Annotated in this window: 25 protein-coding genes; 18 read left to right on the top strand and 7 right to left on the bottom strand. The window is 55.0% G+C overall.

Going from position 1 to position 26,016, the window contains the following annotated elements; genetic code table 11:
- The first annotated feature begins 45 nt into the window (after positions 1 to 45).
- The 3 genes from cyaY to rnk all read left to right on the top strand — a co-directional run bounded on the left by cyaY (position 46) and on the right by rnk (position 1,138).
- Complete coding sequence (cyaY, locus tag B9K09_RS21475; protein ID WP_087518717.1) at positions 46 to 378, top strand: iron donor protein CyaY; 333 nt, start codon at positions 46 to 48, stop codon at positions 376 to 378.
- Positions 359 to 580, top strand: coding sequence for a DUF1289 domain-containing protein (locus tag B9K09_RS21470; protein ID WP_371917424.1), 222 nt, complete (start codon positions 359 to 361; stop codon positions 578 to 580). Before cyaY ends, B9K09_RS21470 begins: the two co-directional genes overlap by 20 nt.
- A 150-nt stretch (positions 581 to 730) precedes the next feature.
- A complete protein-coding gene (gene rnk, locus B9K09_RS21465) occupies positions 731 to 1,138 on the top strand; it encodes a nucleoside diphosphate kinase regulator (protein WP_087518716.1) in 408 nt (135 codons plus the stop codon).
- Positions 1,139 to 1,234: 96 nt separating this feature from the next.
- Here the strand turns inward: rnk and B9K09_RS21460 are convergent, their stop codons facing one another.
- The 5 genes from B9K09_RS21460 to B9K09_RS21440 form a co-directional block, all read right to left on the bottom strand.
- The gene (locus B9K09_RS21460; protein WP_087518715.1) at positions 1,235 to 4,087 is read right to left on the bottom strand and encodes a class I adenylate cyclase; all 2,853 of its coding nucleotides are present in this window, start codon (positions 4,085 to 4,087) and stop codon (positions 1,235 to 1,237) included.
- Between the two features lie 116 nt (positions 4,088 to 4,203).
- Positions 4,204 to 6,222: an EAL domain-containing protein gene (locus B9K09_RS21455; RefSeq protein ID WP_087518714.1), complete on the bottom strand. Its 2,019-nt coding sequence runs from the start codon at positions 6,220 to 6,222 to the stop codon at positions 4,204 to 4,206.
- A gap of 139 nt (positions 6,223 to 6,361) precedes the next feature.
- On the bottom strand, positions 6,362 to 6,607 hold the full coding sequence (locus tag B9K09_RS21450) for a TIGR02647 family protein (RefSeq protein WP_087518713.1): 246 nt from the start codon (positions 6,605 to 6,607) through the stop codon (positions 6,362 to 6,364).
- Positions 6,608 to 6,817: 210 nt separating this feature from the next.
- Positions 6,818 to 7,576 carry an ABC transporter substrate-binding protein gene (locus B9K09_RS21445; RefSeq protein WP_256574146.1) on the bottom strand — a complete coding sequence of 253 codons (759 nt, stop codon included), beginning with the start codon at positions 7,574 to 7,576 and terminating at the stop codon, positions 6,818 to 6,820.
- Positions 7,577 to 7,658: 82 nt separating this feature from the next.
- Positions 7,659 to 7,928: a hypothetical protein gene (locus B9K09_RS21440; RefSeq protein ID WP_087518712.1), complete on the bottom strand. Its 270-nt coding sequence runs from the start codon at positions 7,926 to 7,928 to the stop codon at positions 7,659 to 7,661.
- A gap of 137 nt (positions 7,929 to 8,065) precedes the next feature.
- Between B9K09_RS21440 and B9K09_RS21435 the strand changes: the two genes are divergently transcribed.
- Positions 8,066 to 8,737, top strand: a complete 672-nt coding sequence (locus B9K09_RS21435) for a glutathione S-transferase family protein (RefSeq protein ID WP_087518711.1) — start codon at positions 8,066 to 8,068, stop codon at positions 8,735 to 8,737.
- A gap of 62 nt (positions 8,738 to 8,799) precedes the next feature.
- Here B9K09_RS21435 and argH read toward each other — a convergent pair whose 3' ends face one another.
- Complete coding sequence (argH, locus tag B9K09_RS21430) at positions 8,800 to 10,194, bottom strand: argininosuccinate lyase (protein ID WP_087519233.1); 1,395 nt, start codon at positions 10,192 to 10,194, stop codon at positions 8,800 to 8,802.
- A 317-nt stretch (positions 10,195 to 10,511) separates the two neighbouring features.
- On the opposite strand from argH, the gene B9K09_RS21425 reads away from it, so the two are divergent.
- The 9 genes from B9K09_RS21425 (at position 10,512) to B9K09_RS21385 (ending at position 19,585) form a co-directional block, all read left to right on the top strand.
- The gene (locus B9K09_RS21425; RefSeq protein WP_087518710.1) at positions 10,512 to 11,591 is read left to right on the top strand and encodes a sensor histidine kinase; all 1,080 of its coding nucleotides are present in this window, start codon (positions 10,512 to 10,514) and stop codon (positions 11,589 to 11,591) included.
- The gene (locus B9K09_RS21420) at positions 11,588 to 12,334 is read left to right on the top strand and encodes a LytTR family DNA-binding domain-containing protein (protein WP_087518709.1); all 747 of its coding nucleotides are present in this window, start codon (positions 11,588 to 11,590) and stop codon (positions 12,332 to 12,334) included. Before B9K09_RS21425 ends, B9K09_RS21420 begins: the two co-directional genes overlap by 4 nt.
- Positions 12,335 to 12,430: 96 nt before the next feature.
- Positions 12,431 to 13,369, top strand: coding sequence for a hydroxymethylbilane synthase (gene hemC, locus B9K09_RS21415; protein WP_087518708.1), 939 nt, complete (start codon positions 12,431 to 12,433; stop codon positions 13,367 to 13,369).
- Positions 13,366 to 14,139 (top strand): uroporphyrinogen-III synthase, encoded by a 774-nt coding sequence (locus B9K09_RS21410; RefSeq protein ID WP_087518707.1) that lies wholly within the window; start codon positions 13,366 to 13,368, stop codon positions 14,137 to 14,139. Before hemC ends, B9K09_RS21410 begins: the two co-directional genes overlap by 4 nt.
- A 16-nt stretch (positions 14,140 to 14,155) precedes the next feature.
- Positions 14,156 to 15,295, top strand: coding sequence for a uroporphyrinogen-III C-methyltransferase (locus B9K09_RS21405; protein WP_087518706.1), 1,140 nt, complete (start codon positions 14,156 to 14,158; stop codon positions 15,293 to 15,295).
- On the top strand, positions 15,292 to 16,539 hold the full coding sequence (locus tag B9K09_RS21400) for a heme biosynthesis HemY N-terminal domain-containing protein (protein ID WP_087518705.1): 1,248 nt from the start codon (positions 15,292 to 15,294) through the stop codon (positions 16,537 to 16,539). The genes B9K09_RS21405 and B9K09_RS21400 overlap by 4 nt, the downstream gene beginning before the upstream one ends.
- Before the next feature lie 202 nt (positions 16,540 to 16,741).
- A complete protein-coding gene (locus tag B9K09_RS21395; protein WP_087518704.1) occupies positions 16,742 to 17,233 on the top strand; it encodes a disulfide bond formation protein B in 492 nt (163 codons plus the stop codon).
- A gap of 322 nt (positions 17,234 to 17,555) precedes the next feature.
- The gene (gene rsd / locus B9K09_RS21390) at positions 17,556 to 18,029 is read left to right on the top strand and encodes a sigma D regulator (protein ID WP_087518703.1); all 474 of its coding nucleotides are present in this window, start codon (positions 17,556 to 17,558) and stop codon (positions 18,027 to 18,029) included.
- Positions 18,030 to 18,472: 443 nt separating this feature from the next.
- Positions 18,473 to 19,585: an AlgP family protein gene (locus B9K09_RS21385; RefSeq protein ID WP_087518702.1), complete on the top strand. Its 1,113-nt coding sequence runs from the start codon at positions 18,473 to 18,475 to the stop codon at positions 19,583 to 19,585.
- A 4-nt stretch (positions 19,586 to 19,589) separates the two neighbouring features.
- Here the strand turns inward: B9K09_RS21385 and B9K09_RS21380 are convergent, their stop codons facing one another.
- Entirely contained in the window at positions 19,590 to 20,054 is a 465-nt protein-coding gene (locus tag B9K09_RS21380; protein ID WP_087518701.1) for a TIGR02444 family protein, read from the bottom strand.
- A gap of 50 nt (positions 20,055 to 20,104) precedes the next feature.
- On the opposite strand from B9K09_RS21380, the gene abc-f reads away from it, so the two are divergent.
- The 5 genes from abc-f to B9K09_RS21355 all read left to right on the top strand — a co-directional run bounded on the left by abc-f (position 20,105) and on the right by B9K09_RS21355 (position 26,004).
- Positions 20,105 to 22,021 (top strand): ribosomal protection-like ABC-F family protein, encoded by a 1,917-nt coding sequence (gene abc-f / locus B9K09_RS21375; RefSeq protein ID WP_087518700.1) that lies wholly within the window; start codon positions 20,105 to 20,107, stop codon positions 22,019 to 22,021.
- A gap of 116 nt (positions 22,022 to 22,137) precedes the next feature.
- Positions 22,138 to 22,770 carry a homoserine/homoserine lactone efflux protein gene (gene rhtB, locus B9K09_RS21370; protein ID WP_087518699.1) on the top strand — a complete coding sequence of 211 codons (633 nt, stop codon included), beginning with the start codon at positions 22,138 to 22,140 and terminating at the stop codon, positions 22,768 to 22,770.
- 81 nt (positions 22,771 to 22,851) lie between these two features.
- Positions 22,852 to 23,190 (top strand): enhanced serine sensitivity protein SseB C-terminal domain-containing protein, encoded by a 339-nt coding sequence (locus B9K09_RS21365; protein WP_087518698.1) that lies wholly within the window; start codon positions 22,852 to 22,854, stop codon positions 23,188 to 23,190.
- Positions 23,191 to 23,562: 372 nt separating this feature from the next.
- Positions 23,563 to 25,464 carry a cytochrome c/FTR1 family iron permease gene (locus B9K09_RS21360; RefSeq protein ID WP_087518697.1) on the top strand — a complete coding sequence of 634 codons (1,902 nt, stop codon included), beginning with the start codon at positions 23,563 to 23,565 and terminating at the stop codon, positions 25,462 to 25,464.
- Positions 25,465 to 25,548: 84 nt separating this feature from the next.
- Positions 25,549 to 26,004 carry a YaiI/YqxD family protein gene (locus B9K09_RS21355; protein ID WP_087518696.1) on the top strand — a complete coding sequence of 152 codons (456 nt, stop codon included), beginning with the start codon at positions 25,549 to 25,551 and terminating at the stop codon, positions 26,002 to 26,004.
- Positions 26,005 to 26,016 lie beyond the last annotated feature (12 nt).

Below are 26,016 nucleotides of genomic sequence, written 5' to 3'. Positions count from 1 at the left end.
TCCCCAACCGTTCTGCACGCTCTGAATTTTCTGAGGTAATTTGCAATGAGTTTGACCGAAGCCCGCTTTCACGATCTGGTAGATGCTACGCAGCAAGCGATAGAAGATATTTTTGATGACAGCGACTTGGACATTGATCTGGAAAACTCAGCTGGCGTGCTGACTGTGCGCTTTGAGAATGGCAGCCAGCTGATTTTGAGCCGTCAGGAACCTATTCGGCAGTTGTGGGTAGCGGCTAAGTCGGGTGGTTTCCACTTCGATTACGATCAGTCCAGCGAACGCTGGATTTGCGATACCAGTGACGAACTGCTCGGCGAGATGCTCGTGCGCATCACCCAGGAACAATCAGGTGCAGACCTTGAATTCGACGAGCTCTGAGACACAACAAGGCATCTCGCAACTAGCTGCAGAGCCGGTGGAGTCACCTTGTCAGCGCCGTTGCTGTCTGGATGATGACGATACCTGTGTCGGCTGTGGCCGCACCTTGAACGAGATTCGTGCGTGGAGTGAGTCTGATACAGCGCAGCGTTTGGCAATTTGCCAGCGCGCCAGCCAACGTCTGTTGCAAGGTAATACCTGACCCAGTGGTCTTGTTTATTTAATTGGCTGTGGTACGTTCAGCTTCAGCACTTGTTAAAAACCCCGTCTTTCTGGCGGGGTTTTTGCTTTTTTAGCCTTCGTTTTAAACGATTTACCCACGATCCGTATTTCAAGGAGATCTGCGTTCACCATGAGCAGCGCACCGACAATCACCATTACCCGCCTCGACATGCAGCGGCTTGAACGCTTGCTCGACGACCTTGACGACTTTGGCCCAGGTGCTGTCGCGTTGCAGGCTGAACTTGACCGTGCAGATGTTATCGGTCACGACGAAGTGCCCGCCGGTTTAGTGACCATGAACTCGCGTGTGCACTGCCGTGAAGAAAGCAGTGGCAAGGATTACCACCTGACATTGGTGTATCCGCAGGATGCGGGTGGTGAAGGCAAGGTTTCGATTCTTGCGCCAGTCGGCAGCGCCTTGCTGGGCCTGAGCGTTGGCCAGCACATTGACTGGACCAGCCCTAACGGCAAAGTACTCAAGCTGACTTTACTGGCGGTTGAGTATCAGCCGGAAGCTGCTGGCGAATACTCTCGCTAAACGCCTGTTTGATACGCCAGTGAATCCCGGGGCTTATGCACAGAGCCTCGGTTCCTTAGCTTTGCTTAGATTGTGCTTCAAGTATTTGCGGGTCACTCAGGCATTTTGCAGGGCCATATTCAAGGCCGCCTCCAGCGTGGTTTTGTAGCGCAAATAGTGCAGGGTCTGGATCTTTTCTTCAGATACAACCGCAGACAAATCAACATCAGTGATGTAGCACGGATAACGCTCGCCGCCGCGCCGCTGAGCCAGAATGTGTTGAGCCACTGCCGCGTATAAGTCGCCTGCATATTGCAGTTGCGAAAACTCTTGATGGTTGCAGTAAAGCGTCACCCGCACGCGCTTGCCGCCTGCTGGACTGATAATCGCCTGCACGTCGTAAAACGGATGGTTGATCGGTGATTGCGGTGCTTCGCACTGGATTATGGATTTGGCCGTGCTGGGTGCATCTGGGAGAACTTGATAGTAAGCAATTTCGGGCAGCGCTTGCTGTCGCTCAGGCATGGCCAGCAGAGCATTGCGCCGATACAGCAGTGACTGCAAAAAGCGTTGAATTGGGGTCAGCAGGCAGTGTTCGTCGGTAAACGAAAGGCGCTGGCGCCACAGTGCATTGTGCTCATCAAGAATGCTCAGTTCAGCCTCTGCGCCATTGCCAACGATGCGGTAAAACACTTGAATACAATTTGCGTTGGCGGCGGGCAAAATCAGGCTCAGGTCGTCGTTCTGCAATGCACTCCGGTCAACATGCAATGCACTGGTCTGGCTCTGCGCGCTGCCCAGATGCTCGACCAGTTCGGTCATGCTGTTCAGGGTGCTGTGGTGAACCGGGGCCGAACCCAACTCAAGTACGTGAAACAGCTGCTTGGTTTGTACGATGTAGCGCTGGGGCAGCGCTATGGCGTGAGTACTTTGAACCTGGGTGAATAACTCTTCCACGCGCTCGGCGATAGTCATCGCTCTGTTGCGGCAATAGCAGCGTACTTGTAAGGTCGGCGGCGCTGCATTTCGGGGTAGACGGTTGAGGTAGTCGCGCAGGCAGTCGATTAACGCTGTTGGGCCGCTATAACGTTGAACACTCAGCTCGTTCCAGCTATTCAGACTGACCTGGTCGATGCTCTGCACCAGGTTTTCCCGCACGCCTGAATACCCCAGCGCATCAATGTGCTCGGTGGTCATGTGCACATTCATTTGGCTGTGCTGTTTGAGTGGGTCGATGCCTGCATTTACCAGCAGCAAAACCGTGCTTGGATGACTGTTTTTACGCAGCGCGGCTTCGCCAACCGGTGGGAGTGGCAGGCTTATGGATTGGCGCAAACTGAGCAGTAGATTGGACAGTTCGAACTCAGTCAGATCAGTGTCGCCTGGATGTAAGGATATCCGCGTGCCACTGTCGATGATCCCGTTGAGATGGCTCCACGCCAGCAGCTCAACCAATTCCCGAGTGCGCTTGATGGGGGCAAAATTCGGCCAGCTCTGCGCGCCTAAGCTGCCGCTAAACAAGGCCCATTGTTGTTCGTTGGGCGCCTCGGGGCTGGGCGAATGCACGAGGGTAATAGTGTCTTCTCCGAGATCGGGGGCGATACCGGGGTTGATAAACTCGACTTTAGCTGCCTTGCGCTCGAATGCGGCATACAGGCGTCGGCCAAGAATGGCCAGATCCTGTTGGCTTACAGTGCTGTTGCCACGCAGATTGCGGCTGAATTGCACAAGGAAGCGATAACTGTAGGTCAGTTCATTGACCAGCATGTGCCGCTCTGTATTGACCTGACGTACCTTCCACTGGCTGCGACTGTCGAGTAGTACCAGCTTGCGCCGGTCCCATTGCCACTCATCACTGAGGCGCTCAAGCAGCAAACGCTGCCAGCTTTTGACGCCATTGCGTGGCGGTCGGCTGAGTTTCTTGTTGGCTTTTAGATACACGCAGCGCCGAATCAACTCAAGGCGCTGATGCTCATTACGCGCGAGCAGGTACTCCTCAATACGCCGGTAAACCACGATGTATGGGTCAAGCTCATCAAGCTCTAGTTTGTTGGCGAATACCGAATGCTTGAAACGCAGCGACAAACACTCAACCTTGGGGTGTTCGCTGGCGTAAATTTCAGTCAGCAGCAGCTTTAGCACCGACTTGTAGGGCGACTTGATGCCCTTATATAACTGCCACATGCCCGCGCCAATGAACTCGCCGGGTGGAATGTGCGCAAGACTGCCCAGATCCAACACTTCTTCGCTGCGCACAAAGCGTTTCTCAAGCAGGGTTTGGGTATAGCTTTGGTAGCGCGCCTCTTCGAATGCAGGCACCAGCCACCACATGGGCGTGCGACCACCGAGCCAGATGGCTGTGCGATAAAACTCGTCGAGCAGCAAGTAATGTTGGGTGGTGCCGCAGTCGTCCGAGGTTAATTGCGAGTCGCGCTCGCCGAGGCGAAATCGCTTGGGGTTGACCAGAAAGAAATGCACCTCGCTGCCTTGAGTTGTCGCCCAATTTTCAAGTAGCGCGCACTTTTTGCGCAGTTCGCCCAGCGCTTGTTCACTGAGTTCAGGAGCGTGGCAGAGCCACAAGTCCATATCGCTTTGGTCGGCCTGAGCCAGAGTGCCGAGGCTGCCCATCAAAAACAGACCCTGCAGCGGTGCTTGTTGCTTGCCGCGCAGTGCTTTGTAGGTGAAGGAGCGGGTCAGGCGCTGCGCGTTAGCGAGCACATCAGCTTCGGGTTCATAGCCGCAAAGGCCCGCCGGAGTGGTGCTGGAGACATAGCCGGGCAGCAAGGGGTGATTGACATGGAGCAGCAGTGGCAGCAGTTTCAACACCAACTGCTGCCGGCTTGAAAGCGCCTGATTGGCGCGCAACAAACGGCCCTGATTAATCTGAATGAAACGTTTACGCAGCTGTGCGAGTGCCTTGCGGTCAATGCCGTCGTCAAGGTCAGGGCGGATTTCTTGATTAGCGGGCATGTAGTCAATCTGCGCTTAGGGTTGCGATCACTGGCAAAAGCTCGCAAGCGATATTTTAGCCTGTATCGGCTGCGCTGAAGCTTTCTGAAGAAAGCCTCAGCGTTGATTATTCTCAGTTAAGGGTTTGCGGCGCGGTTAAGTGCGAATGCTTTCGCTTCGGGGCCGGGTAATGCTTTGGCGTATAGCCAGCCTTGTACATATTGCACGCCTGAGGCTTTCACAAACTCTGCTTGCTCAGGTGTTTCGACGCCTTCGGCAATCAGGCTAAAGCCGAGGCTGCGGCACAGATAACAGGTCTGTCGGTAGAGGATACGGCCTTTATGCTCATTGGCATTTTCAAGAATGCTGCGGTCGAGCTTAATGCTGTCAACGTTAATCCGGCTCAGTAAACTGAGGCTGGAATACCCGGTGCCAAAATCATCCAGTAAAAAGCTAAAGCCGAGGTCTTTCAATTTCCCCATACAGCTTTCAACTCGGTTGAGTTCGAGCATAAATGCCGACTCGAGTATTTCAATTTCAATGCGTGGGCCGTAACTCCCGAGGCGATCGATTAGCGTGCTGAGCATCTGTGGATCGGCCATGCTGTTGGGGTCAAGGTTGATACTGACTTTTGGGGTGAAACCTTCCAGTTCCCAGTTGGCAATGTCCTCGGCCACGGTGTCGATGACGAACTGGTCGATGATGTGTGAATAGCCCGCGCGTTGGAACGCACCGACAAAGTAAGGACCTTTGAGTACCCCGGTTTCATCGGTGATTCGCAGCAGTGCCTCAAAACCGACGACTTGATTGGTTTCGAGCGATAGCTTGGGTTGGTAGTGCAACTGTAGATCGCCAGCGAGCACATCTTTGATGGTTTTTTCTAAGTCAATTTCAGCGCGTAAGGATTCAGACTGTTTCTGCGTATATTGTTGCTCAATACTGCGACCGATCTCGTCATTAAGTTGCACGCGTTTAGCTAACCCGTTATCGAGGTCATGGCGCTCGTAGATAATTGAGAGCCGCTTGACGAAAGGTAAGTAGATACAGGTACCTAAGGTAATTAACCCCACTTGAAGCAAGACGGTGGTAATACTTCCGCTCGCGATATAAGCATTCAGCAGAGGCGGTGTAATCCACGGGAAGGAGTGGCCGTTGAAGCTAAAGTAACCCGTTGATATTGCTGTATAGGCAATGCACAGGTTGAGCAACGGCACGGTAATAAATGGCACCAGCAGTCGCGGGTTAAATACGATTGGCAGACCGTAGATCAGCATCTCGTTTATATTGAATAACGCAAACGGCGCCGCAATTTTGGCAAGGCGTCGCGACGTAGCATCTTGCGTGCCTATATAAATCGCAATGACCAGCGACAGCGTGGCGCCGCTGCCCCCGAAAATAATAAACAAGTTTATAAATTGATCAGTCGTTAGGTTGGGCGCAAGAAGGCGTGCGTCACCTTGTGTCCCGGTCAGCAATAAATAGGCATTGTCGCCATGCACACCGATCACCCAGAAGACATGCGTCAACAAAGTACGTATGAACAGCTGCACACTCATGTCAGCCGCGTTAAAAACGACGATAAGTGGGTCGACAATCCAGTGTGCAATCACGGACAGTAATAAACCGACGATAAATAACAAGATAAAACAAATAAGGGTCGGTATGGAGTTATTAAGGTGCTGCTTCAAGTAGCTGCTTAATAGTTTGCCTTTAATCAGTTGCCAGGCTTTTATTGCGATTAGCGGGCGCAGTAAATAGGCCGCCAGAATGGGTAGAATAACGGCGCGAGGGTCACCGAGAACGTCCGTGATAAAAGCAATATTCGGACCTTCGCTTTGAGCCGGTATATGCAGGGCAAGTAAGCTGCTAAAGGCAAGGGAACACACTACCACTGCCGAGAGTTGTAAGTGTTTAGCAAAGTGGAATGACAGTGAAATAAGCGCGAGCAGTGGAAACAGCAAAGAAAGCTGGGCACTGAATACGGTCAGCCATTGTGTTGCGTGGATAATCGGTGGGTGCTCAAGGGGCGCGGCAACAACCAGGGCAAGGATCAGCAAAATAAACGACTTTGCCAAAATAAACGGCAAGAGCGCGATGAAAGACTCTCTAATTGAGATCAGGAAGCTGCTACCAAGCGGCTTGCGAATATGTGACATTGTTATTATTAGTCATGTCCCTGTCCAGACGGGCAGTCTAACCCATACTTTCGTTAGCGCTATGGTTTTTCAGCACAGGTTCTGAGGGGTATGAGCGAGGCGGGGCAGGCGGAGCACGTCCGCCTGCTGGGTGCCGTGTTCAAGCAGGCTGTGGCTCGGAGAGAATACCTAGCAGCACTTGCGTATGTTCGACTGCATCTAACCCAAGGCTGGTCAGGTAGCCGCCATCATCGAGCGAGATCAAACCTTTGGCATGCAGGCGCTGAGCGGCTGCTATCGCTGCTGGCGATGCCGTGTGGTGCACTTTGAGCCCTTCTTTAGTGTTACCCAGGTTGTACATCGAGAGAATTTCGAGTTCGGCAATAAGTTCGGGGGTAAAGGCCATAAGTACTCCAGCTATTATTTTAGGAAACCGCTGAAAACTACTGCGCAAGACTTTTGGGGCAGTCTTCGCGGTGTATGACAGATGCTCAAGATGCTTTTTTAGCTCAGCTCCAGGCTATCTGTATGGCTTGTACTGTGTACGCTCGCTACCTTCTGTATCGACTCCTTTGTTGGGCGACGCTCAGGTTGGATCAGTGTAGCTAAGGCTCGCTCAATCTGCTGCGAGATGATTATGCCAGTGGTCGAGTATTTGCTGATAGGTACCGTTTGTGTGAATGATCTGCATACCCTTATCGAAACGGCTGATGAGTTCCGGTGCGCGCGGGTCTTTGCGGGTGAAGCTCAGGAATAGTTGGGCGTGGATCAATGTTGCGACTGGAGTGAACGCATCTTTAAATTCTGGGCGCTCTGCAATCAAGGCCCTGACGGTTCCGCGATACGCCGCGGTATAGTCGACTCGGCCGCGCTGTAGCATCATGAATCCGTTGAGGTCACGCCTGACAGGCACGCGCTGGATGCCCGCCATTTGGTCGAACTGAGCGCCGTATTCATAACCAATGGTGACGGCAACTGATTGCCAACTTAACTCAGCAAGGCTGAGCACAGGTCTAGCCGTTTTACTGTTGGCCCACAACAGGATGTCATCGTTGAACAGTGGGTAATTCGGTAAGAGGTATTCGCTGGCAATCTGCTTATTGGGCAAGGTATTGAAGCAGGCCATTATCTCGCCGCGCAACGCGGTATCCATGCAGCGTGAGTAAGGGTAAGGCACTAACTCGATATCGGTATTGCTGGCGGCAAATGCCGCACGAACAATATCCACTGACATACCCTGAATTTTGCCATTGCGCAGTGCGGTGTAGGGAAACCAATCGTCTTCGGCGCCTATCCGAAAAGTTTCCGCCTGCACGCTGTTCGGGCCGAGGCTCAATAGTAGGCATAACGTTGCGAGGGTTAGCCTGTAGCTCACTCGATTATGGCCTCCATTAGCGTGATTGCCGGTGCTTGGCATTGGTCACATGTCACCTGGCGACAATCATGTGACGCAGACCCTACTCGGGCAACTCTGGCAATGCGCGTAAACCTGACTCATAACGTTGCAGATTAAACGGCTGATCGGCTTCCAGCATGCTGTTGACTTCATAGGCCAGCACTTGAGCCATCAACTGCAATATCTCATCGCGGTCATAGCCCACCAGCGTCAATTTATTCAAGGTTGCTCGGGCTGCTGCGGGCTCACCTGCCTCGATCTGATTTTCGACTGCTTCGATCAATCGATCTTCAGCAAATGTCTCGTCTTCGTTGTTTTCGATATCGCTCATTTCAGTCTCGTCCGCAGGTAGAGTTTGCAGTGTGCCAGTCTGTACAAGCTTTCGCTATTCACTGCTCTGATAAGGCTGGTCAGTTGCTGCTTTGCAAGTCTATAACCCTAGCTTGGACAATCTGGGAGCCTGCCGTGATGCTGAAACTTTATGGATTCGCCGTTAGTAACTACTACAACATGGTCAAGTTTGCCCTGCTGGAAAAGGGCATGGCTTTTGAAGAAGTGCCGTTTCACCCTGATCAGAGTGAGCAAAGCCTAAAGATCAGCCCACGCGGCAAAGTCCCTGCGCTGGGCACTGAGCAGGGCTACATGAGTGAAACCAGCGTTATTCTCGAATATATCGAAGAGACGGGCAGCGGTAAGTCGTTGTTACCCAGTGAACCCTATGCGCGGGCACAGGTTCGTGCGTTGATGCGCGAGATTGAGTTGTATATCGAGTTGCCAGCGCGACTAGGTTATCCACAGGCCTTCTTCGGCATGCAGATTGCGCCGGCACTGAAAGAAAAGTGCAAGGTAGAGTTATTGGCGGGAGTTGCCGCGCTGAAGCGTCACGGCAAATTTGCGCCCTATGTTGCCGGTGACAGCATGACACTGGCGGATGTGTATTTCTTGTACAGCTTCGATCTGGCTTGTGCGGTCGCGGCGAAGCTATTGGAGATTGATCTGCTGGCTGACTTTCCAGAGGCTGGCAAATTACTTGCTCAGATGAACAAGCAGGCCAACGTACAGAAAATTGCGGCGGACAAAGAAGCCAACATGCCTGAGTTCATGGCAATGATTAAGGCGCGCGCTCAGGCTAACGCCTAGCGGGTTCTTGCAAAGCCGGCCACAGGCGACAAGCAATACCTAGTCGCCTGTGGCTCGCGCAATTAACGGCTGGCCAGGAGTGCCTCGCCGCGCTTGACCGCTGCCCTGACTTGCGCCGGTGCGGTGCCGCCAATGTGATCACGGGCGTTGACTGAGCCTTCAAGCGTCAGTACGTCAAATACATCGGCGTCGATTTGGTCGCTGAACACGCGCAGCTCTTCCAGAGTCATTTCGGCGAGATCTTTACCGCTATCAACACCGAATTTCACCGCGTGACCGACAATCTCGTGGCAATCACGGAATGGCAGACCTTTGCGCACCAGATAGTCTGCAAGGTCGGTCGCTGTCGAGAAACCACGTAAAGCAGCTTCACGCATGATTGCATGCTTGGGCTTAATCGCCGGGATCATGTCGGCAAACGCACGCAGGCTGTCACGCAGCGTATCGGCGGCGTCGAACAGTGGCTCTTTGTCTTCTTGGTTGTCCTTGTTGTAAGCCAGAGGTTGGCCTTTCATCAAGGTCAGCAGCCCCGTCAGAGCGCCAAATACACGACCCGTTTTGCCGCGTACCAGCTCAGGTACGTCGGGGTTTTTCTTTTGCGGCATGATCGAGCTGCCGGTGCAGAAGCGATCCGGCAATTCAATAAATTGAAACTGCGCACTGGTCCATAGCACCAGCTCTTCCGAGAAGCGCGACAGGTGCATCATTGCAATACTCGCCGCGGCGCAGAATTCGATGGCGAAATCGCGATCGGACACGCCGTCCAGCGAGTTACCGCCGACGCTATCAAAACCGAGGAGTTCGGCGGTCATGTCACGCTGAATCGGGTAAGTAGTACCGGCCAGTGCGGCCGAGCCCAGCGGCATGCGGTTGGTGCGTTTACGGCAGTCAACCAGGCGTTCGTAATCGCGCGACAGCATTTCGAACCAGGCCAGCAAATGGTGGCCAAAGGTTACCGGCTGAGCTGTTTGCAGGTGAGTGAAGCCCGGCATGATAGTCTCGGCTTCGCGTTGTGCCTGTTCAAGCAAGCCTTGTTGCAGGCGCGTGATTTCACCGAGGATGATGTCTATCTCATCGCGTAGCCACAGGCGAATGTCGGTTGCGACCTGATCATTCCGGCTGCGCCCGGTGTGCAATTTTTTACCGGTGATACCGATCAAGTCGGTGAGGCGGGCTTCGATGTTCATGTGCACATCTTCGCGCTCGATACTCCAGTCGAACTGGCCGGCTTCGATTTCGCGCTGAACGTTGCCCAGGCCCTCGATAATGGTGTCGCGCTCTGCTTCACTGAGCACACCGACTTTGGCGAGCATGGTCGCGTGGGCAATCGAGCCCATGATGTCGTGGCGGTAAAGGCGCTTGTCGAATTCGACAGAGGCGGTGAAACGGGCGACGAAGGCGTCGACTGGCTCGCTGAAGCGGCCGCCCCAGGATTGGTTGGTCTGTTCAGTGCTCATGAGTTCGCTCGGCTGGTGCGCTAGTTCGGCCAGAACGCAGCCACACATGTTCAAAGTGATTAAACAGGCAACTTGAGGGCGCCTGAAAGCAGCTTGAAACAGCGGGTCGCGACCGGCGTGACGGATACTTGGGTCGATAATAACAGGGCTCACACGCAAAATCGCCGGGTGAGGTTTGACAATAGGTTTGCCGAGCCGCTGCTGACAATGTCGCCCGCATCACAATTTGTAGGGTTGCCCGGTTGTTCACGGCACTATTTCAACCGTACAGAGCTTGCCCACTTGCTGAGACTTCGCGCCACACGGAAACTGCGCTGATGCGAAATAAACCATTTAAAACAGAAGAACAACGCGCGCCGGTTGATGATTTCTTCGTCCCCGAGCTCTGCCAGCCGGAAGCCCTGCTGAGCATTGTCCTGCTCGCTGAGTTATTGGTGCTGGTGTTGGTCTTGGCTGAGCCTATGTTGCCCGGCTTTAACTGGGTGCGCTTGGCGCTCACGTCGTTATTCGTGCAATGGATTGTATTGCTCTCGGCGGCTCTGTTGTGTCGTTTGCGCCCACTAATGGCGCGTTGGCGGGCTGAAGTGGCTGGGCTGTTTTGTTGCACCATCGTGGTTGCGCTGACCATGATTTGTACTGCGGTCGCCGACTTTTATGACCTGGGCGGGCAATTGCCCCGTGCTGGCGAGGTCAATCTTTATCTGCGACATGCATTAATCAGCATGATTATGTCGGCACTACTGCTACGCTATTTTTATCTGCAGAGCCAATGGCGTAAACAAGAGCAGGCAGAGTTGCGTGCGCGCATTGAGTCGTTGCAGGCGCGTATCCGGCCACATTTTTTGTTCAACAGCTTGAACAGTATTGCCAGCTTGGTGGTGCTCGACCCGAATAAAGCAGAGCAGGCGGTGCTGGATTTATCTGATTTGTTTCGCGCCAGTCTGGCCAAGCCCGGCAGCTTGGTTAGCTGGAGTGATGAGTTGGCGCTGGCGCAACGATATTTATCGATTGAACACTATCGTCTTGGCGAGCGTCTACAGTTGAAGTGGGAGGTTGCAGATGTCCCTGAGGATTTGCCGATTCCTCAGCTGACGCTGCAGCCACTTCTGGAAAATGCCCTGATATATGGCATCCAGCCATTGGTACAGGGCGGTTTGGTTTGCGTCGAGGCTCATTACCTCGAAGGAGTGTTTCAACTGACTGTGAGTAATCCTTATGTTGAGCAAGACATGCCGCCTTCGCGTGGTACTCACCTCGCCTTGGAAAATATCGATGCACGTCTTGCGGCACTTTTTGGGTCTAAAGCCAGTCTCAGCGTGGAGCGCCGTGACGGCCGCCATTACACCCGTCTACGCTATCCTTGTGCGAGACTCACGCAGGAAGCCAGAGCAATATGAATGTTCTTATCGTCGATGACGAACCCCTAGCTCGAGAGCGCCTAAGCCGAATGGTTGGCGAACTCGATGGTTACCGTGTCCTTGAGCCAGCTGCTAGCAATGGCGAGGAGGCACTGAGCCTGATTGACAGCCTGAAGCCTGATGTTGTGCTGTTGGATATCCGCATGCCGGGCCTGGATGGATTACAGGTCGCAGCGAAACTGTGCGAACGCGAAGCGCCGCCCGCGGTGATTTTCTGTACTGCCCACGATGAGTTTGCCGTGGAGGCATTTCAGGTCAGCGCAGTAGGCTATTTGGTTAAGCCGGTGCGCAGCGAACACCTTGCTGAAGCCTTGAAAAAGGCTGAGCGGCCCAACCGTGTGCAACTTGCGGCACTGACCCGGCCAGCGATCGAAACGGGTGGAGGTCCGCGCACCCATATCAGTGCGCGCACACGCAAAGGCATCGAGCTGATCCCCTTGGATCAGGTGGTGTATTTCATTGCCGATCACAAATACGTGACCCTGCGCCATGAACATGGCGAAGTCTTGCTGGATGAGCCGCTGAAGGCGCTTGAAGATGAGTTCGGCGACGGATTTGTGCGTATTCACCGCAATGCACTCGTTGCGCGCGAACGCATTGAGCGTCTGCAGCGTACGCCGCTGGGCCACTTCCAATTGTTCCTCAAAGGGCTTGATGGTGATGCGCTGGTGGTCAGTCGTCGGCATGTCGCGGGTGTTCGCAAATTAATGAACAGTCTTTAGTCCGGCCAAATCATAAGTATTGCTGCATCAGTGCCGGGAGGCTCGTAACGCCGTAGCCTGTTATTATCTGGGGCAGTTCGTATTCTGGAATTGCCCATGCCCCGTGAAATTCGCATCGCGACCCGTAAAAGTGCCTTAGCCTTGTGGCAGGCCGAGCACGTAAAGGCTCGTCTAGAACAAGCTCACCCAGGCTTGGTAGTCAGTTTGGTGCCAATGGTTAGCCGTGGCGACAAGCTGCTGGATGCGCCGCTGGCTAAGATTGGCGGCAAGGGTTTGTTCGTTAAAGAGCTGGAAACCGCATTACTGGAAAACCAGGCGGATATCGCCGTTCATTCGATGAAAGACGTGCCGATGGACTTTCCTGAAGGCCTCGGTTTGTATTGCATCTGTGAGCGAGAAGACCCGCGGGATGCCTTCGTCTCCAACACCTTTGACAGCCTCGCTGCGTTACCGGCTGGCAGTATTGTCGGTACGTCGAGCCTGCGACGTCAGGCGCAATTGTTGGCGCGCCGTCCTGATTTGACCATCAACTTCCTGCGTGGCAACGTCAATACGCGTCTGGCTAAGCTCGATGCGGGTGAGTACGACGCAATTATTCTGGCCGCTGCGGGTTTAATCCGCCTCGGTTTCGGTGAGCGTATCCGCGACTCCATCAGTGTTGAGGACAGCTTGCCAGCCGGCGGGCAGGGCGCAGTCGGTATTGAGTGCCGCAGCGCTGATGCTGAGATTCATGCGCTGCTTGAGCCATTGAATCACCGCGAAACGGCGGTGCGCGTCACGGCTGAGCGGGCGTTGAACAAGCGTCTGAATGGCGGTTGTCAGGTGCCAATCGCCTGTTATGCGATTATCGAGGGTGAACAGCTCTGGTTGCGTGGCTTGGTCGGCCAACCTGACGGCGGCTTGCTCTTGAGCGCGCAGAGTCGTGCGCCATTGGCAGAAGCAGAAGCGCTCGGTATAGCGGTCGCTGAAGATTTGCTTGGGCAAGGTGCCGAAGCCATTCTTGAAGCCGTGTATGGTGAGGCAGGCCACGCGTGAGTCAATGGCGTTTGCTGCTGACCCGCCCGCAGGATGAATGCGAGGCGCTGGCCGCTATCTTGGCCGCACACGGGGTCTACAGCTGCAGTTTGCCACTACTGAATATCGTCGCGCTGGATGAGACCGCCGAGCAGCGGGTAATCCTTCGTAAGCTTGAGGGTTACTGCGCGGTAATTGTTGTCAGTAAACCCGCTGCACGTTTGGCTACACAGCTACTTGAGCGCAATCAGATTCAGCCTTCTTCCGCGCAACCCTGGTTTAGCGTGGGCGCCGCGACTGGCGAAATCTTGGTTAATTATGGTTTGGCTGCGCACTGGCCAGAGCAGGGTGATGACAGTGAAGCACTGCTTGCCTTGCCTCGACTCAAGCAAGCATTAAACACGGGCCATGCGCCCCGAGTTTTGATCATTCGCGGCGAAGAGGGTCGAGAAATGCTCGCCGACAGTTTGCGCCGTCGGGGTGTAGTGGTGGATTATCTAGGCTTGTATCGTCGTGAGCTGCCGCAATATCCTGCGGGAACCCTGCAAGCGACTCTGTGCTCAAATCAGCTTAACGGCGTATTGGTGAGCAGTGGTCAAGGGTTTAAACACTTGCAGCAACTGGCAGGCGAACAATGGCCAGCATTAAGCAAGCTAACCTTATTTGTACCCAGTCAGCGTGTCGCCGAACAAGCGCGCGCGGCAGGAGCTGAAATTGTAGTGAACTGTCGCGGTGCTAATGCTGCGGCTTTGTTGGTGGCGTTGCAGGCTGAGTCTGCCCCCGCCCTCTGATACAAAGGATGGATACGTGAGCGAAGCGACTTCCCCGAAAGAGCAGCCTGTGCAGGATGCACCCAAGCCAACGACTAAAGCGCCAGAGCGTGCGAAATCGTCAAGCGGTAATGGCCTCGCGTTAATCGCCTTATTGCTGGGCGCCACTGGCATTGCTATTGGCGGCTGGGGTGTCTGGCAACTGCGCATGTTGCAAACAAACGAGCAGCAACAAGTGGCTCAACTTGAACAAACCCAAGCTCAGGCTGCAGCGCTTTCTCAGCAGGCCAAGAGCCTCGACAGCCGTTTGCAGTCGCTGCCACCCCCGGATGAATTGGATGAGCGTCGGCGCCTGGTGCTGCAGTTGCAGGGCGATCAGCAGTTGCTCAACAAGCGCCTTGAAACCGTGCTCGGCGCGAGCCGTCAGGAATGGCGCTTAGCTGAGGCCGAGCATTTGCTGCGCTTGGCAAGCCTGCGGTTGTCGGCGCTGCAAGATATCAACAGCGCAACGGCGTTGGTGCGTACTGCTGATGAAATCGTCCGCGATCAGGATGACCCGGCCGCCTACGCAGTTCGTGAGCAGTTGGCGAAAAGTCTTGAAGCGCTACTGACTACGCCCAATCCGGATCGCACCGGCCTGTTCTTGCAACTCGGCGCCTTGCGCGATCAGGGCATGCAGCTCAATGCGTTGAACCCATCTTTTAAAGATGACGGCGGGGTGCTCGGTCAATTGGCTGAGGAAAACTATGGTGAAGGCTGGTGGGCCGGTGTTCTGCAAACCGCTGGGCAGTACGTGCGCCTGGACTTCAATGCCGATCAGAATATTCGTCCACTCCTGGCTGGCCAAAGCCTGACTCAGGTTCGCCTGGCTTTGAGCCTGGCGCTGGAGCAGGCGCAATGGGCGGCCTTGCATGGCCAGACTGCAGTGTACAAACAGGCGCTGACTCAGGCGGCTGACGTACTCGATGGCAACTTCAATAAAGACAACCCAAGCAGCCGTGCCTTGCGCGCGCGCGTGGGCGAGTTGATTGATCAAAGCATTGAAGTCAAAGCACCGGATCTAACCAACTCAATCAACGCCATGCAGGCTTATATCGAGCAAAAGCAATCGGCTCGTGAGCGCCTGAAAGATGCACCGGTTGCAGATAAGCCAGCGACGGAGGAGGCGGCTCAATGAAACGCGCTTCCCTGCTGATATTAATTCTGCTGGTTGCTGGCGGGCTGGCTCTGCTTGGCTACTCAATTGCTGAGCACAAAGGTTATGTACTGCTGGCCTACAAGAGCTTTCGGTATGAATCCAGCCTATGGATCTTCCTCGCGTTGATCGCGGCGATCTGGCTGATTGTCTACCTGTTGCGCCTGCTGCTGCGTTTGTTGGTAACCTCTGGGCGACTGGTTAACCCATGGTCACGTCTGCACCACAATCGTCGTGTGCGATTGGCCTCCGAACAAGGTTTTGTTGATCTGGTTGAAGGACGCTGGTCAGCTGCGCTACGCCATTTACGTAAAGCCGCTGAGGCTGAACCACTGCCGCTGATGTATTACCTTGGCGCTGCCCGTGCGGCTCACGAACTGGGCCAGAAGGAAGAATGCGATGCGCTGCTTGAGCGCGCACTTGAGCGTCAGCCGCAAGCGGAACTTGCTGTGGCACTGAGTCATGCCGAGTTTCAGCAAGCTCGCGGTGAGTTAGGCGCTGCGCTGGAAACGCTGCAGGTGATGCATGAGCGGCATCCGAGCAATCAACAAGTGTTGAAGCAATTGCAGCAGTTGTATGTGCGTAATCAGGATTGGTCAGCATTGCTTGGTATCTTGTCGACTGTACGTAAAGAAAAGATGCTCAGCGGTGAGGCCTTGGCTGATCTTGAGCTCAAAGCTTGGCGTGGTCGCTTGGCCACAGCGGCGGCCAGTGAAGAGGGCGGCCATGAAGCCGCGCTGACTAATCTGAATAAAGCCTGGAAGCAGCTTTCTGCTGCGCAGCAGCAAGAGCCGATGCTAGTGGCAATGTATGCCGAGCAGTTGCGCCAACTGGGCAGTGAAGAGGACGCAGAAGCCATATTGCGGGCAGCGTTGAAGCGTAACTATGACAGCCGTTTAGTGCGTCTCTATGGCTTGTTGCGCAGCAGCGATGGTGCGCGCCAGCTACAGACTGCTGAGAGCTGGCTAAAGGCTCACCCGACTGACGCTGACCTGCTCCTTACATTGGGGCGCATCTGCGAGCACAACCAACTGTGGGGCAAGGCCAAGGAATACTTCGACGCCAGTCTGCGCTTCCAGCGTCATCCAGAAACCTGCGCCGAGCTGGCACGCTTGCTGGCGCAGTTGGGTGATGTTGAGCGCAGCAATCAACTGTTCCAGGAAGGTTTGGGTCTGCTTGATCAGCGACTCAGTGCTTTACCCGTAGCGACTCACACTCACGGTTAAACGCGCACGCGGTTAAAAGCCCTTGCTTGCAAGGGCTTTTTATTGGTTTTGATTTGATTAGCAGGTAGTTTAGTTCGCGCTTCAGCCGACGTGCGGTTGCCGTTAAGAGACAGTCAGTTGCGCTAGAGCGCGCTTTTACCTTGAAACGCTTAGGTGCTTTCTACTACCGTAGGCGCCTTTGTCATGATCCTTCGGAGCCACCATGCACTTGGCTAGCCCACGTAGTCTATTTTTGCTCGCCTTCCTTGGTTGTGTCGCCTTGATGGGCGGTGCGCTCTATCTTGAGCATGTTGTTGGCTTGGAACCTTGCCCGCTGTGTATTCTGCAGCGTATCGCGGTGATTGCTTTTGCGCTGTTCTGCCTGATTGCCGCCATCCATGGCCCGGGGCGCATCGGTCGGCGAATATATGCTGGCCTCGCTTTGTTCAGCGCCTTGATCGGTGCAGGCACTGCGGCCCGCCAAATCTGGCTGCAAAGCGTTCCGGCTGACCAGTTACCGGCTTGCTTGCCCAGCCTTGAATACATGATGAACGCGCTGCCGTTCCAGGAAATTATCCGCGTGGTATTACACGGTTCTGCTGACTGTGCCGAGGTCAACTGGACCCTGTTTGGCATGAGCATTCCTGAATGGAGCCTGTTGGCATTCATCGCGATGATCATCTTTTCTTTGCTGCAGTTATTTCGCCGCGGGTAAATCTTCTCCTAAGCCTTTTTGGGTTTGTCACAAAGTCAGTCTCTGCTTATGCAGTTGTGCAGTCTTGCGGCTGCACAGCGATCAACTCCCCAGTCTTAAGCTGTAAGCCCTGCTTTGCGCGGGACACAGATTAAACGCCCGTATGAAATTTTCTCGGCAGAGTGCCTTGATGGCGATTGGCGGGGAGCATACTCTGGCTTTTACAAGAACAGTTGGCACCCGTCGTTTAGGGTTCCAGTCGCAAATTGAATAAGCCGATTGTTAGGAAAGTGTCTCTAATCGGGCGTATAACAGAGAAACCGATAAGGGGAGTGAGGTCATCATGCTCGATAGTTGTCAGAACGCTCAGGAACGATGGGGTGGTGTCCACCTACTGATTGATCGTTGGCTCAAGGAACGCGAAGAGTTGGTTTTGGCATATTCTGCAGCCAGTGCGCCGACCACCGCTACGAGCACCAATGAACCTGCTGTGCAAAAGTTCTGCGAGGTTTTGGTCGATTACGTTTCAGCAGGCCACTTTGAGGTCTATGAGCAACTCACCAATGAAGCTAAAGCTTTTGGTGATGAGCGCGGCCTTGAACTCGCCAAGCAAATCTGGCCACGCATTGACGTCATCACTGAGGTTGCGCTGTCGTTTAACGACCGTTGTGACAATGGTGACTGCCGTGATAATGCTTCACTGGTTGCGGAACTGAATCGATTGGGCCAATTGCTTCACGAGCGTTTCGAGCTCGAAGATTGCTTGATTGAAGTGTTGCACAATGCACATCAAGAGCAATCGACTGCAGCGGTTTAAGCGCTGTGGCTAATTGATCGTTGGCGCTTTGATAGGTGTGTGAGCAACCAGGCTCAACACACCTGTTAAACGCTGCATCCAGTTGCTCGATTCCGTGCAGCTTAGCGCTGAAGACATTTTTTAATCTGTGTTTTTAGCCGCGTCCTATCTTTCGCATTCAGCGATGATAATTTTCCATTGAAAGATACGTTGTGGTGCCTGCATGGGCTGACTGTGCCGGGCTGTTTTGTTGTCTGTGGTATCAGCTTGAACGACTTGCGGCACATTCTGTTGAATTGCTGGTCAGAATAAGTCAGGTCCGATTATTGGCCGTTTCAGTGCGTAAAGTGGTTGATCATACGTGGAAATATTTTCGCCAATAATTCAACAAATGAGCAGATAACTAGCGACTGTGCAGTCAGGCGTCTAGTATGGGCTCATCAACAACCGCCAGGAGGCGAGCCATGTCGGCGAAAAAGAGCGCAAACAAAAAATCGGTTTCGACCCCGTTGCACCTACTTCAGCAACTTTCCGGTAGCTTAATGGAGCTCTTGGAAGATGCTTGCAGCAAAGCCTTGGTTGATGCAGAAAAACTGCTCGCCAAGCTTGAGAAGCAACGCGGCACTGCCCAAGAAAAGTTGCACAAAGCGCGTGGCAAGTTAGAAGACGCAGCCAACGCGGGCAAAAACAAAGCACAGAAAAAAGCCAAAGCCAGCGTTGCTGAGCTTGAGGACCTGTTGGATGCGTTGAAAGATCGCCAGACAGAAACGCGTGGCTACATCGTCAAGCTGAAGCGTGATGCTCAGGAAAGCCTGAAACTGGCTCAAGGTGTGGGCAAAGTTAAAGAAGCTGCGAGCAAAGCGATTGCTAGCCGCGACGCCAAACCAGTGGTCGTTAAAGCTGCACCCGCCAAGACAGCGGCAAAACCGGTAGCCCGTAAGCCGGTAGCCCGTACTCCTGCCGCACGCAAACCGGGAGCCCGGACGCCGGCAGCCGCTAAACCAGCACCTGCACGTGCTGCTGCAAAGCCGGCGGCTAAAACCACAGCAGCTAAACCTGCAGCCAGACCGGTAGCGAAGAAGCCCGCAGCGGCTAAACCTGCTGCAGCTAAAGCTCCAGCCGCCAAACCTGCTGCCAAGCCCGCACCGCGTGCCACTGCAGCTCGTAAACCGGCTGCTGCAAAACCGACCCCAGCTCGCGCTGCTGCGGCCAAGCCAGCGGCTAAAACTACAGCCGCAAAACCTGCTGCCAAGCCCGCAGCCAAGCCGGCTGCGCGTAAACCCGCTGCTGCAAAGCCGGCCGCAACTAAGGCGCCTGCAAGCAAGGCTCCTGCGGCAAAAGCACCTGCTGCGAAACCAGCGGCCAAGCCAGCTGCTGCCAAGCCAGCCGCTAAGCCAGCCGCCAAACCTGCGGCTAAACCAGTAGCCCGCAAGCCAGCCGTTAAGCCAGCAGCAAAACCAGCGGCAAAACCTGCAACTCCGGCAGCGGCGACCCCAGCTCCTGCTCCTGCCGCATCAGCTGCCGCAACACCTGCCAGCGTGACGACGCCAGCTGCGAAGCCTGCAACTGAGTCTTAAGCTGTTAGCGATATTGGGCCGCGATGTGCAGTTGTTCCAGCGCGTCGCGGCCTGTCTCGTTAAGTACGGGCGCCAGGCCTTGCAGCCAAGCCGTTAGCGTTTCTTCGGGACCATCCTGCCAGCCCACCGTCAACGCGGCCAAGCGTTGCAGCTGTATTCGTTCTGCCTCAATCTCCAGACGCTTGACTTGCTCACGTAGCAACGCCAGCTCGCTGTCGTGGTTAGCCGCTGTGCGCCAATCCTGACGCAGCTGACGCAGAGCCGTCACAACTCCGTGTTGCCATGGGCGCGCGAGCAAGCGCATTTTCTCCGCATGCTCAGGGTTGTAGCTAACGCCACGCTTGCCCAGCCATGCTGCGCAAAGCAGTAAGCACACGTCGCTGCCCAAGCCTTGTAGGGTTAAGCAGGCCTGCTCGACTTCGGGGCGTTGATAAAAGCTTTCGGCGAATCGCCACAGATCAGAGGACATAGTGCTTTCCGGGATTGTCGCGAAGGACTCTGATAGACTCCGCCGCCATTATGATTCGACTCTTGAACCTTACATTACAGCGCGGCCCTCAACGTTTGCTAGAAGACGCTGAGATGACCCTGCACGCCGGTCACAAAGCCGGTCTGATCGGTGCCAATGGCGCCGGTAAATCCAGCCTGTTTGCCTTGCTGCGTGGCGAGCTGAGTGCCGACTCAGGGGACTGTCTGTTGCCCGCTGACTGGCGCATCGCCCATATGCGCCAAGAGGTCGACGTTCTTGAACGCATCGCGGTCGATTATGTGCTCGACGGTGACGTACATCTGCGTCAGGTGCAAGCTGAGTTGGCCGTGGCTGAAGCTGAGCAGGACGGAGCAGCGGTTGCGCGCCTGCATACGGCGCTCGATAGCCTTGACGGTTATACCGCAGAGGCTCGCGCACGCAAACTGCTCGCTGGGCTGGGTTTCGATAATGCCCAGATGGATCGTCAAGTTGGCGATTTTTCCGGTGGCTGGCGTATGCGCCTGAACCTGGCTCAGGCGTTGATGTGTCCTTCCGACCTGTTGCTGCTCGATGAGCCAACCAACCACCTCGATCTCGATGCAATCTTGTGGCTTGAAGGCTGGCTGAAAAGCTATCCCGGCACCATGCTGTTGATTTCTCACGACCGCGATTTTCTCGATGCGGTGGTTGACCACGTTGCTCATCTTGATCAACAAAAGCTCACGCTGTATCGCGGCGGGTACTCAGCATTCGAACGCACCCGTGCCGAGCGTATGGCCCAGCAACAACAAGCGTTCGAGAAGCAGCAGGCGCAGCGCGCGCACATGGAAAAATACATCGCCCGCTTTAAGGCTCAAGCCACCAAGGCGCGTCAGGCGCAGAGCCGGATCAAGGCTCTGGAGCGACTTGAAGAGCTGGCTCCGGCCCATGTTGATTCACCTTTCGACTTCAGCTTTCGCGAAGCCGATAAGATTTCCAGTCCGTTGCTGGATCTCGATGATGCGCGTCTCGGTTATGGCGACACGGTAATTCTGCAGAATGTGAAGCTCAATCTCGCACCGGGTGCGCGTATTGGTTTGTTAGGGCCCAATGGCGCAGGTAAATCGACACTGATTAAAAACCTGGCCAATGAACTGCAACCAATCTCGGGTCACTTGCAGCGTGGAGAGAATCTGGTTGTAGGCTATTTTGCCCAGCATCAGCTTGATGCGTTAGACGACAAAGCCAGCCCGCTTTTACATTTCCAGCGTGTAGCGCCAACCGAGCGTGAACAAACGTTGCGTGATTTTCTCGGTGGATTTGACTTCAGAGGCCCGCGCTGTGACGAGCCGGTAAAGAACTTCTCCGGCGGCGAAAAGGCTCGATTGGCGCTGGCATTGATCGCGTGGGGCAAGCCCAACTTGCTGCTGCTCGATGAACCAACCAACCACCTCGATCTGGAAATGCGCCTGGCGTTGACCATGGCCCTGCAAGAATTTACCGGCGCCGTGGTTGTGGTCTCGCACGATCGTCATTTGCTGAAAAGCACCACCGACGAGTTCTTGTTGGTGGCGGATGGCGGCATGCGTGTATTTGATGGCGACCTTGAAGACTATACCCGCTGGTTGGTTGATTACCGTGCTCGCCAAGCGCCGGTAGCCACAGCGCGCACTGACGCGGGTGTGGACCGAACTGACAAGCGTGCGCAACGTCAGGCCGCCGCCGCATTGCGTCAACAGTTGGCGCCGCACAAGCGCGAAGCCGACTCGCTGGAGAAACAATTAGGTCAGCTGCACGACAAGCTTGCAGCGGTTGAAGGCAAGCTCGGTGACGCGGCGATTTATGAAGCGGCGCGTAAAGATGAGTTACGCGACCTGCTGGCCGAGCAAGCCAAGCTCAAGAGTCTTGAGGCGGATCTCGAAGAACGCTGGATGGACGCCTTGGAAACGCTTGAGTCTTTGCAGAAGCAGCTTGAAGAAGCTTCATAAGCGCCCATTGGACTAGGCTCGCGTCAGGGCAATTATAGTGCCGTCGAGGCTGGGCGGTTTTAGAGGAAAAGGGTAGGCTACTGGCTAGCCTTCTTTATGTGTGCGGAGACAGGGTCATGGCGCTGGAAACCTGGCTGGCTTTTTTTGTGGCGTGCTGGATCATTAGTCTCTCGCCGGGCGCTGGTGCTATCGCCTCCATGTCGGCTGGCCTGCAGTACGGCTTCTGGCGCGGCTACTGGAATGCGCTTGGCCTGCAGATTGGTTTGGCCCTGCAAATCGTCATTGTTGCGGCCGGGGTTGGGGCGATTCTCGCGACCTCAGCCTTAGCGTTCAGCCTGATCAAATGGTTTGGCGTTTTCTATCTGGTCTACCTTGCATATCGGCAATGGCGGGCGCTGCCAAGCGACCTTAGTGCCGAATCGTCAGAGCGCCCAACCGGGCGACCGTTGACCTTGGTCCTGCGTGGTTTCCTGGTCAACTTCAGCAACCCTAAAGCCATCGTCTTCATGCTCGCCGTGCTGCCCCAGTTTTTGAACCCACATGAGCCGTTGGTGGCGCAATATGCGGTGATGGGGGTGACTATGATTTTTGTCGATCTGATTGTAATGGCGGGTTACACAGGGCTTGCTTCACGGGTCCTGCGCATGTTGCGCACGCCACGCCAGCAGCGGTTTATGAACCGCAGCTTTGCGGTTCTTTTTGTGGGGGCTGCAAGCTTGTTGGCAACGGTTCGTCGCGCCGCCGTTTGATGTGGTACGATCGTTCCTAAATCTGAGGGTGTTAGCGCTCTTGGAAGGCTTTGGTCTATATTAATTTGACTGAGTAACAGCATGCCGCGCCCATTAGTTGAGCCAGATGTCACTGAGCAAAAACCACGTTTAACTATCGCTGCATTAAGCTTGCCGCCCCTAGAAAATGCCCTTATTGCGACCTGTGCAGAGTTGGCGATTACCCAGGCTTATTTCGCCGCCTTGCGCACGCCGGGTGATACCCAGTCTCCTCGCTTGTTACTCGCTATCAGCCCGGTCGGGATTGCTGCACAGCGGCGTCTGGCAGCGGCTGTCGCCGAGATGCTACCGGAAGATGTCGAGCTGGATTTGCTAGTGCTTTCAGACGATCCGCTTTCAGAGTCGTTGCGCCAAAGTTGCAAGCCATTTTATAGCGGCTAGTTCCCAGCCGACACCCTCAACTTAATCTGCAAAAAACTAGCCTGTTGCCCGTAGGCTAGGCGCTTAATCGTGCCTGTTGGCCGATGCCTATCAACACCAGTTGGTGCTAAACGGCTTAGCGCAAAACAAGATATTGTCGATTTGGCTATTGCTCAACGCCCTCTAGCGAGGTGTCACAACGTGCGCCGCCGGCATTGCCATTCGAAGGTTTGCTCGCGGATCTATGCTCGCGGATCTAGAAGTACCCACGACTTGTAATCTCGACTGTTTGCGACAAATAGTCGCCCGTCATCCGCCATTCAGGGGTTGAGAAAAATCGTTAGGAGGACAACAATATAATGACACACATTTGTATTTGACATTGAGTCCCATATGCACCTTCAACGTCGTATTTTTACTTGGCTATTGGTGCCGTTGATGGCGTTTTTTAGCCTATCAGCCTTGGCCGAGCCAACCGATGGAGCGGCCCAGGCATTACATATGCTGGGGTACCTGGGGGCGGATTACCCCGCGACAGTAGCCAGCGGTAAAGTTATTGATGCTGGTGAATACCAAGAGCAGCTGGAGTTTCTTGGCGTACTTCAAGGTTTAATCGTGGCCCTGCCGGCCAACGAAAATCGTGATCGCTTGGAAACGGGCGTTGCCAGTTTGCGCAAACACATTGAACAACGTGACGAAGGCTCGGTGGTAACACTGCAAGCGCGGCAGTTGGCAGCATTGCTGGCAAGCAGCTATGAAGTGAGTCAGGCGCCATCTATCACCCCAGACCCCACGCGCGGCGAGCCACTGTTCGCGCAGAACTGCTCGGTGTGCCACGGCGCTACAGGTGCTGGCGATGGCCCGGCCGGTATTGGTCTTGAGCCGCCACCGGCCAACCTGCGCAATGCAGCGCGAATGGATCACCTGAGTCTTTATGACATCTACAACACCATCGGTTTAGGTATCGACGGTACTGACATGGCGGCATTTGCTGATCAACTCGATGATCGCCAACGCTGGGACTTGGCCAGCTACATTGCCAGTTTTACCGCAGACTCATCGCTCAAGGGCAAGTCGTTCGGTATCGCCAGTCTGGCTGAGCAAACCCCTGCCGAAGTGGAGTCAGCTCAAGGCAAAGAGGCGGCTGCATTGTTCCGTGCCCAGCGTGCCGTTCCTCCGGTTGAGAGGCGCGGTGCCGCGCAGCTGATTAGCCACACCGAGCAGACCCTGGAAAAAAGCCTCAAGGCGTATCGCGAGGGTGATAAGGAGCAGGCATACGATCTTTCAGTTGGTGCTTACCTTGAAGGCTTCGAGCTGGTTGAGAGTGCGCTAGACAACATTGATTCGGTGCAGCGCAAGACCACTGAAAAGTCGCTGATGGCTTATCGTCAGGCGTTGCAGGACAGCCTTTCTGTAGGCGAGGCGGCGCAACGTCTGGAGCACGCAAAGGTTGAGCTCAATAAGTCAGCCGCGTTGCTCGACAGTGGCGATGGTATGTCAGCGTCACTGACCTTTATTTCCAGTCTGTTGATTTTGCTGCGTGAAGGCCTTGAAGCCATTCTGGTTCTAGCGGCGATCCTGGCATTCCTGCGTAACACCGGTCAGGAAAAAGCCGTGCGCAGCGTGCATGTTGGTTGGGGCTTGGCTCTTCTGGCAGGTTTCGGCACTTGGGCCTTGGCGGCCTACTTGATTGATGTCAGCGGTGCGCAGCGTGAGTTGCTCGAAGGCGCAACGGCGTTGTTTGCCAGCGTCATGGTGCTGTGGCTTGGTGTGTGGATGCACGATCGGCGGCATGCGGCTGCTTGGCAGAGTTATATCAAGAGCAGCATGGTTGGCGGCGGTGGCCGTTTCGGTTTTGCCCTGCTGGCGTTCTTCTCGGTCTACCGCGAGCTGTTTGAGGTGATTCTGTTCTACGAAACCCTGTGGCTGCAGGCCGGGCCCGCAGGCCACAACATGGTCATCGCCGGTGCAGGTGTTGCGTTAGTGCTGTTGTTGGGCGTTGCCTGGGTGATTCTGCGGGGTTCGCGCAAGCTGCCATTGGCTACCTTCTTCACGGTCAATGCGATTCTGCTGTGCGTACTCTCAGTAGTGTTTGCTGGCCACGGTGTGGCAGCCTTGCAAGAAGCGGGTGTGATCGGTACGCGCCCGGTCAACTTCTTCGAGTTTGATTGGTTGGGTATCCACCCAGACGCCTACAGCCTCAGTGCCCAAGCGGCGGCGTTAATTGCGATCGCATTGCTTTACGGTCGCAGTTGGTTGAATGAGCGTCAGCGTGCGACGGTTAGCGCTGAGTAACGCCAGAGGCTAAAAACAAACCCGGCTTGCCATTGTGCTCGCCGGGTTTTTTAATGCGTGCTCCAACCCATTAGGAAAACCTGCATGACCCGTGTATGGATAGATGCAGATGCCTGCCCGAGAGCTGCGCGTGATCAAGTGGTGAAGTTCGCTCTGAAGCGCGGCTTTGAAGTGGTGCTGGTTGCGGGGCAAGCCCAGCCGCGCCCTAACTTTGCTTGCGTGCGCCTGATCGTGGTGCCGAGCGGGCCGGATGCCGCCGATGATTATTTGGTTGAGCACGCAGTGCCCGGTGAACTGGTGATTTGCAGCGACGTGCCGCTCGCAGACCGTTTGGTCAAAAAGGGCGTGGCGGCGCTCGATCCGCGCGGTAAAGAGTTTGATGAGCGCAATATGGGCGAGCGTCTGGCCGTGCGTAATTTGTTCACAGACCTGCGTGAGCAAGGCCAGGTGGGCGGCGGGCAGGGGGCTTATTCAGACAAGGACCGCCAGCACTTTGCCAACTCGCTCGACCGCATCCTCACACGTTTAACCCGAGTCTGAGCGGCATTGGAT

The organism is Pseudomonas sp. M30-35, from assembly GCF_002163625.1.
GTDB lineage: Bacteria > Pseudomonadota > Gammaproteobacteria > Pseudomonadales > Pseudomonadaceae > Aquipseudomonas.
Note: the sequence above shows the minus strand (reverse complement) of the source record. Positions and strands in the feature narration are given on the sequence as shown.

Bases quoted from the DNA above. Each gene is read 5' to 3' on its own strand.
- B9K09_RS21360 (WP_087518697.1), top strand. From the start codon at position 23,563: ATGCACCTTCAACGTCGTATTTTTACTTGGCTATTGGTGCCGTTGATG.
- abc-f (WP_087518700.1), top strand. From the start codon at position 20,105: ATGATTCGACTCTTGAACCTTACATTACAGCGCGGCCCTCAACGTTTG.
- cyaY (WP_087518717.1), top strand. From the start codon at position 46: ATGAGTTTGACCGAAGCCCGCTTTCACGATCTGGTAGATGCTACGCAG.
- hemC (WP_087518708.1), top strand. From the start codon at position 12,431: ATGCCCCGTGAAATTCGCATCGCGACCCGTAAAAGTGCCTTAGCCTTG.
- B9K09_RS21440 (WP_087518712.1), bottom strand. From the start codon at position 7,928: ATGAGCGATATCGAAAACAACGAAGACGAGACATTTGCTGAAGATCGA.
- B9K09_RS21395 (WP_087518704.1), top strand. From the start codon at position 16,742: ATGCACTTGGCTAGCCCACGTAGTCTATTTTTGCTCGCCTTCCTTGGT.
- rnk (WP_087518716.1), top strand. From the start codon at position 731: ATGAGCAGCGCACCGACAATCACCATTACCCGCCTCGACATGCAGCGG.
- B9K09_RS21365 (WP_087518698.1), top strand. From the start codon at position 22,852: ATGCCGCGCCCATTAGTTGAGCCAGATGTCACTGAGCAAAAACCACGT.
- argH (WP_087519233.1), bottom strand. From the start codon at position 10,194: ATGAGCACTGAACAGACCAACCAATCCTGGGGCGGCCGCTTCAGCGAG.
- B9K09_RS21385 (WP_087518702.1), top strand. From the start codon at position 18,473: ATGTCGGCGAAAAAGAGCGCAAACAAAAAATCGGTTTCGACCCCGTTG.
- B9K09_RS21380 (WP_087518701.1), bottom strand. From the start codon at position 20,054: ATGTCCTCTGATCTGTGGCGATTCGCCGAAAGCTTTTATCAACGCCCC.
- B9K09_RS21355 (WP_087518696.1), top strand. From the start codon at position 25,549: ATGACCCGTGTATGGATAGATGCAGATGCCTGCCCGAGAGCTGCGCGT.
- B9K09_RS21455 (WP_087518714.1), bottom strand. From the start codon at position 6,222: ATGTCACATATTCGCAAGCCGCTTGGTAGCAGCTTCCTGATCTCAATT.
- rsd (WP_087518703.1), top strand. From the start codon at position 17,556: ATGCTCGATAGTTGTCAGAACGCTCAGGAACGATGGGGTGGTGTCCAC.
- B9K09_RS21400 (WP_087518705.1), top strand. From the start codon at position 15,292: ATGAAACGCGCTTCCCTGCTGATATTAATTCTGCTGGTTGCTGGCGGG.
- B9K09_RS21450 (WP_087518713.1), bottom strand. From the start codon at position 6,607: ATGGCCTTTACCCCCGAACTTATTGCCGAACTCGAAATTCTCTCGATG.
- B9K09_RS21460 (WP_087518715.1), bottom strand. From the start codon at position 4,087: ATGCCCGCTAATCAAGAAATCCGCCCTGACCTTGACGACGGCATTGAC.
- B9K09_RS21420 (WP_087518709.1), top strand. From the start codon at position 11,588: ATGAATGTTCTTATCGTCGATGACGAACCCCTAGCTCGAGAGCGCCTA.
- B9K09_RS21425 (WP_087518710.1), top strand. From the start codon at position 10,512: ATGCGAAATAAACCATTTAAAACAGAAGAACAACGCGCGCCGGTTGAT.
- B9K09_RS21435 (WP_087518711.1), top strand. From the start codon at position 8,066: ATGCTGAAACTTTATGGATTCGCCGTTAGTAACTACTACAACATGGTC.
- rhtB (WP_087518699.1), top strand. From the start codon at position 22,138: ATGGCGCTGGAAACCTGGCTGGCTTTTTTTGTGGCGTGCTGGATCATT.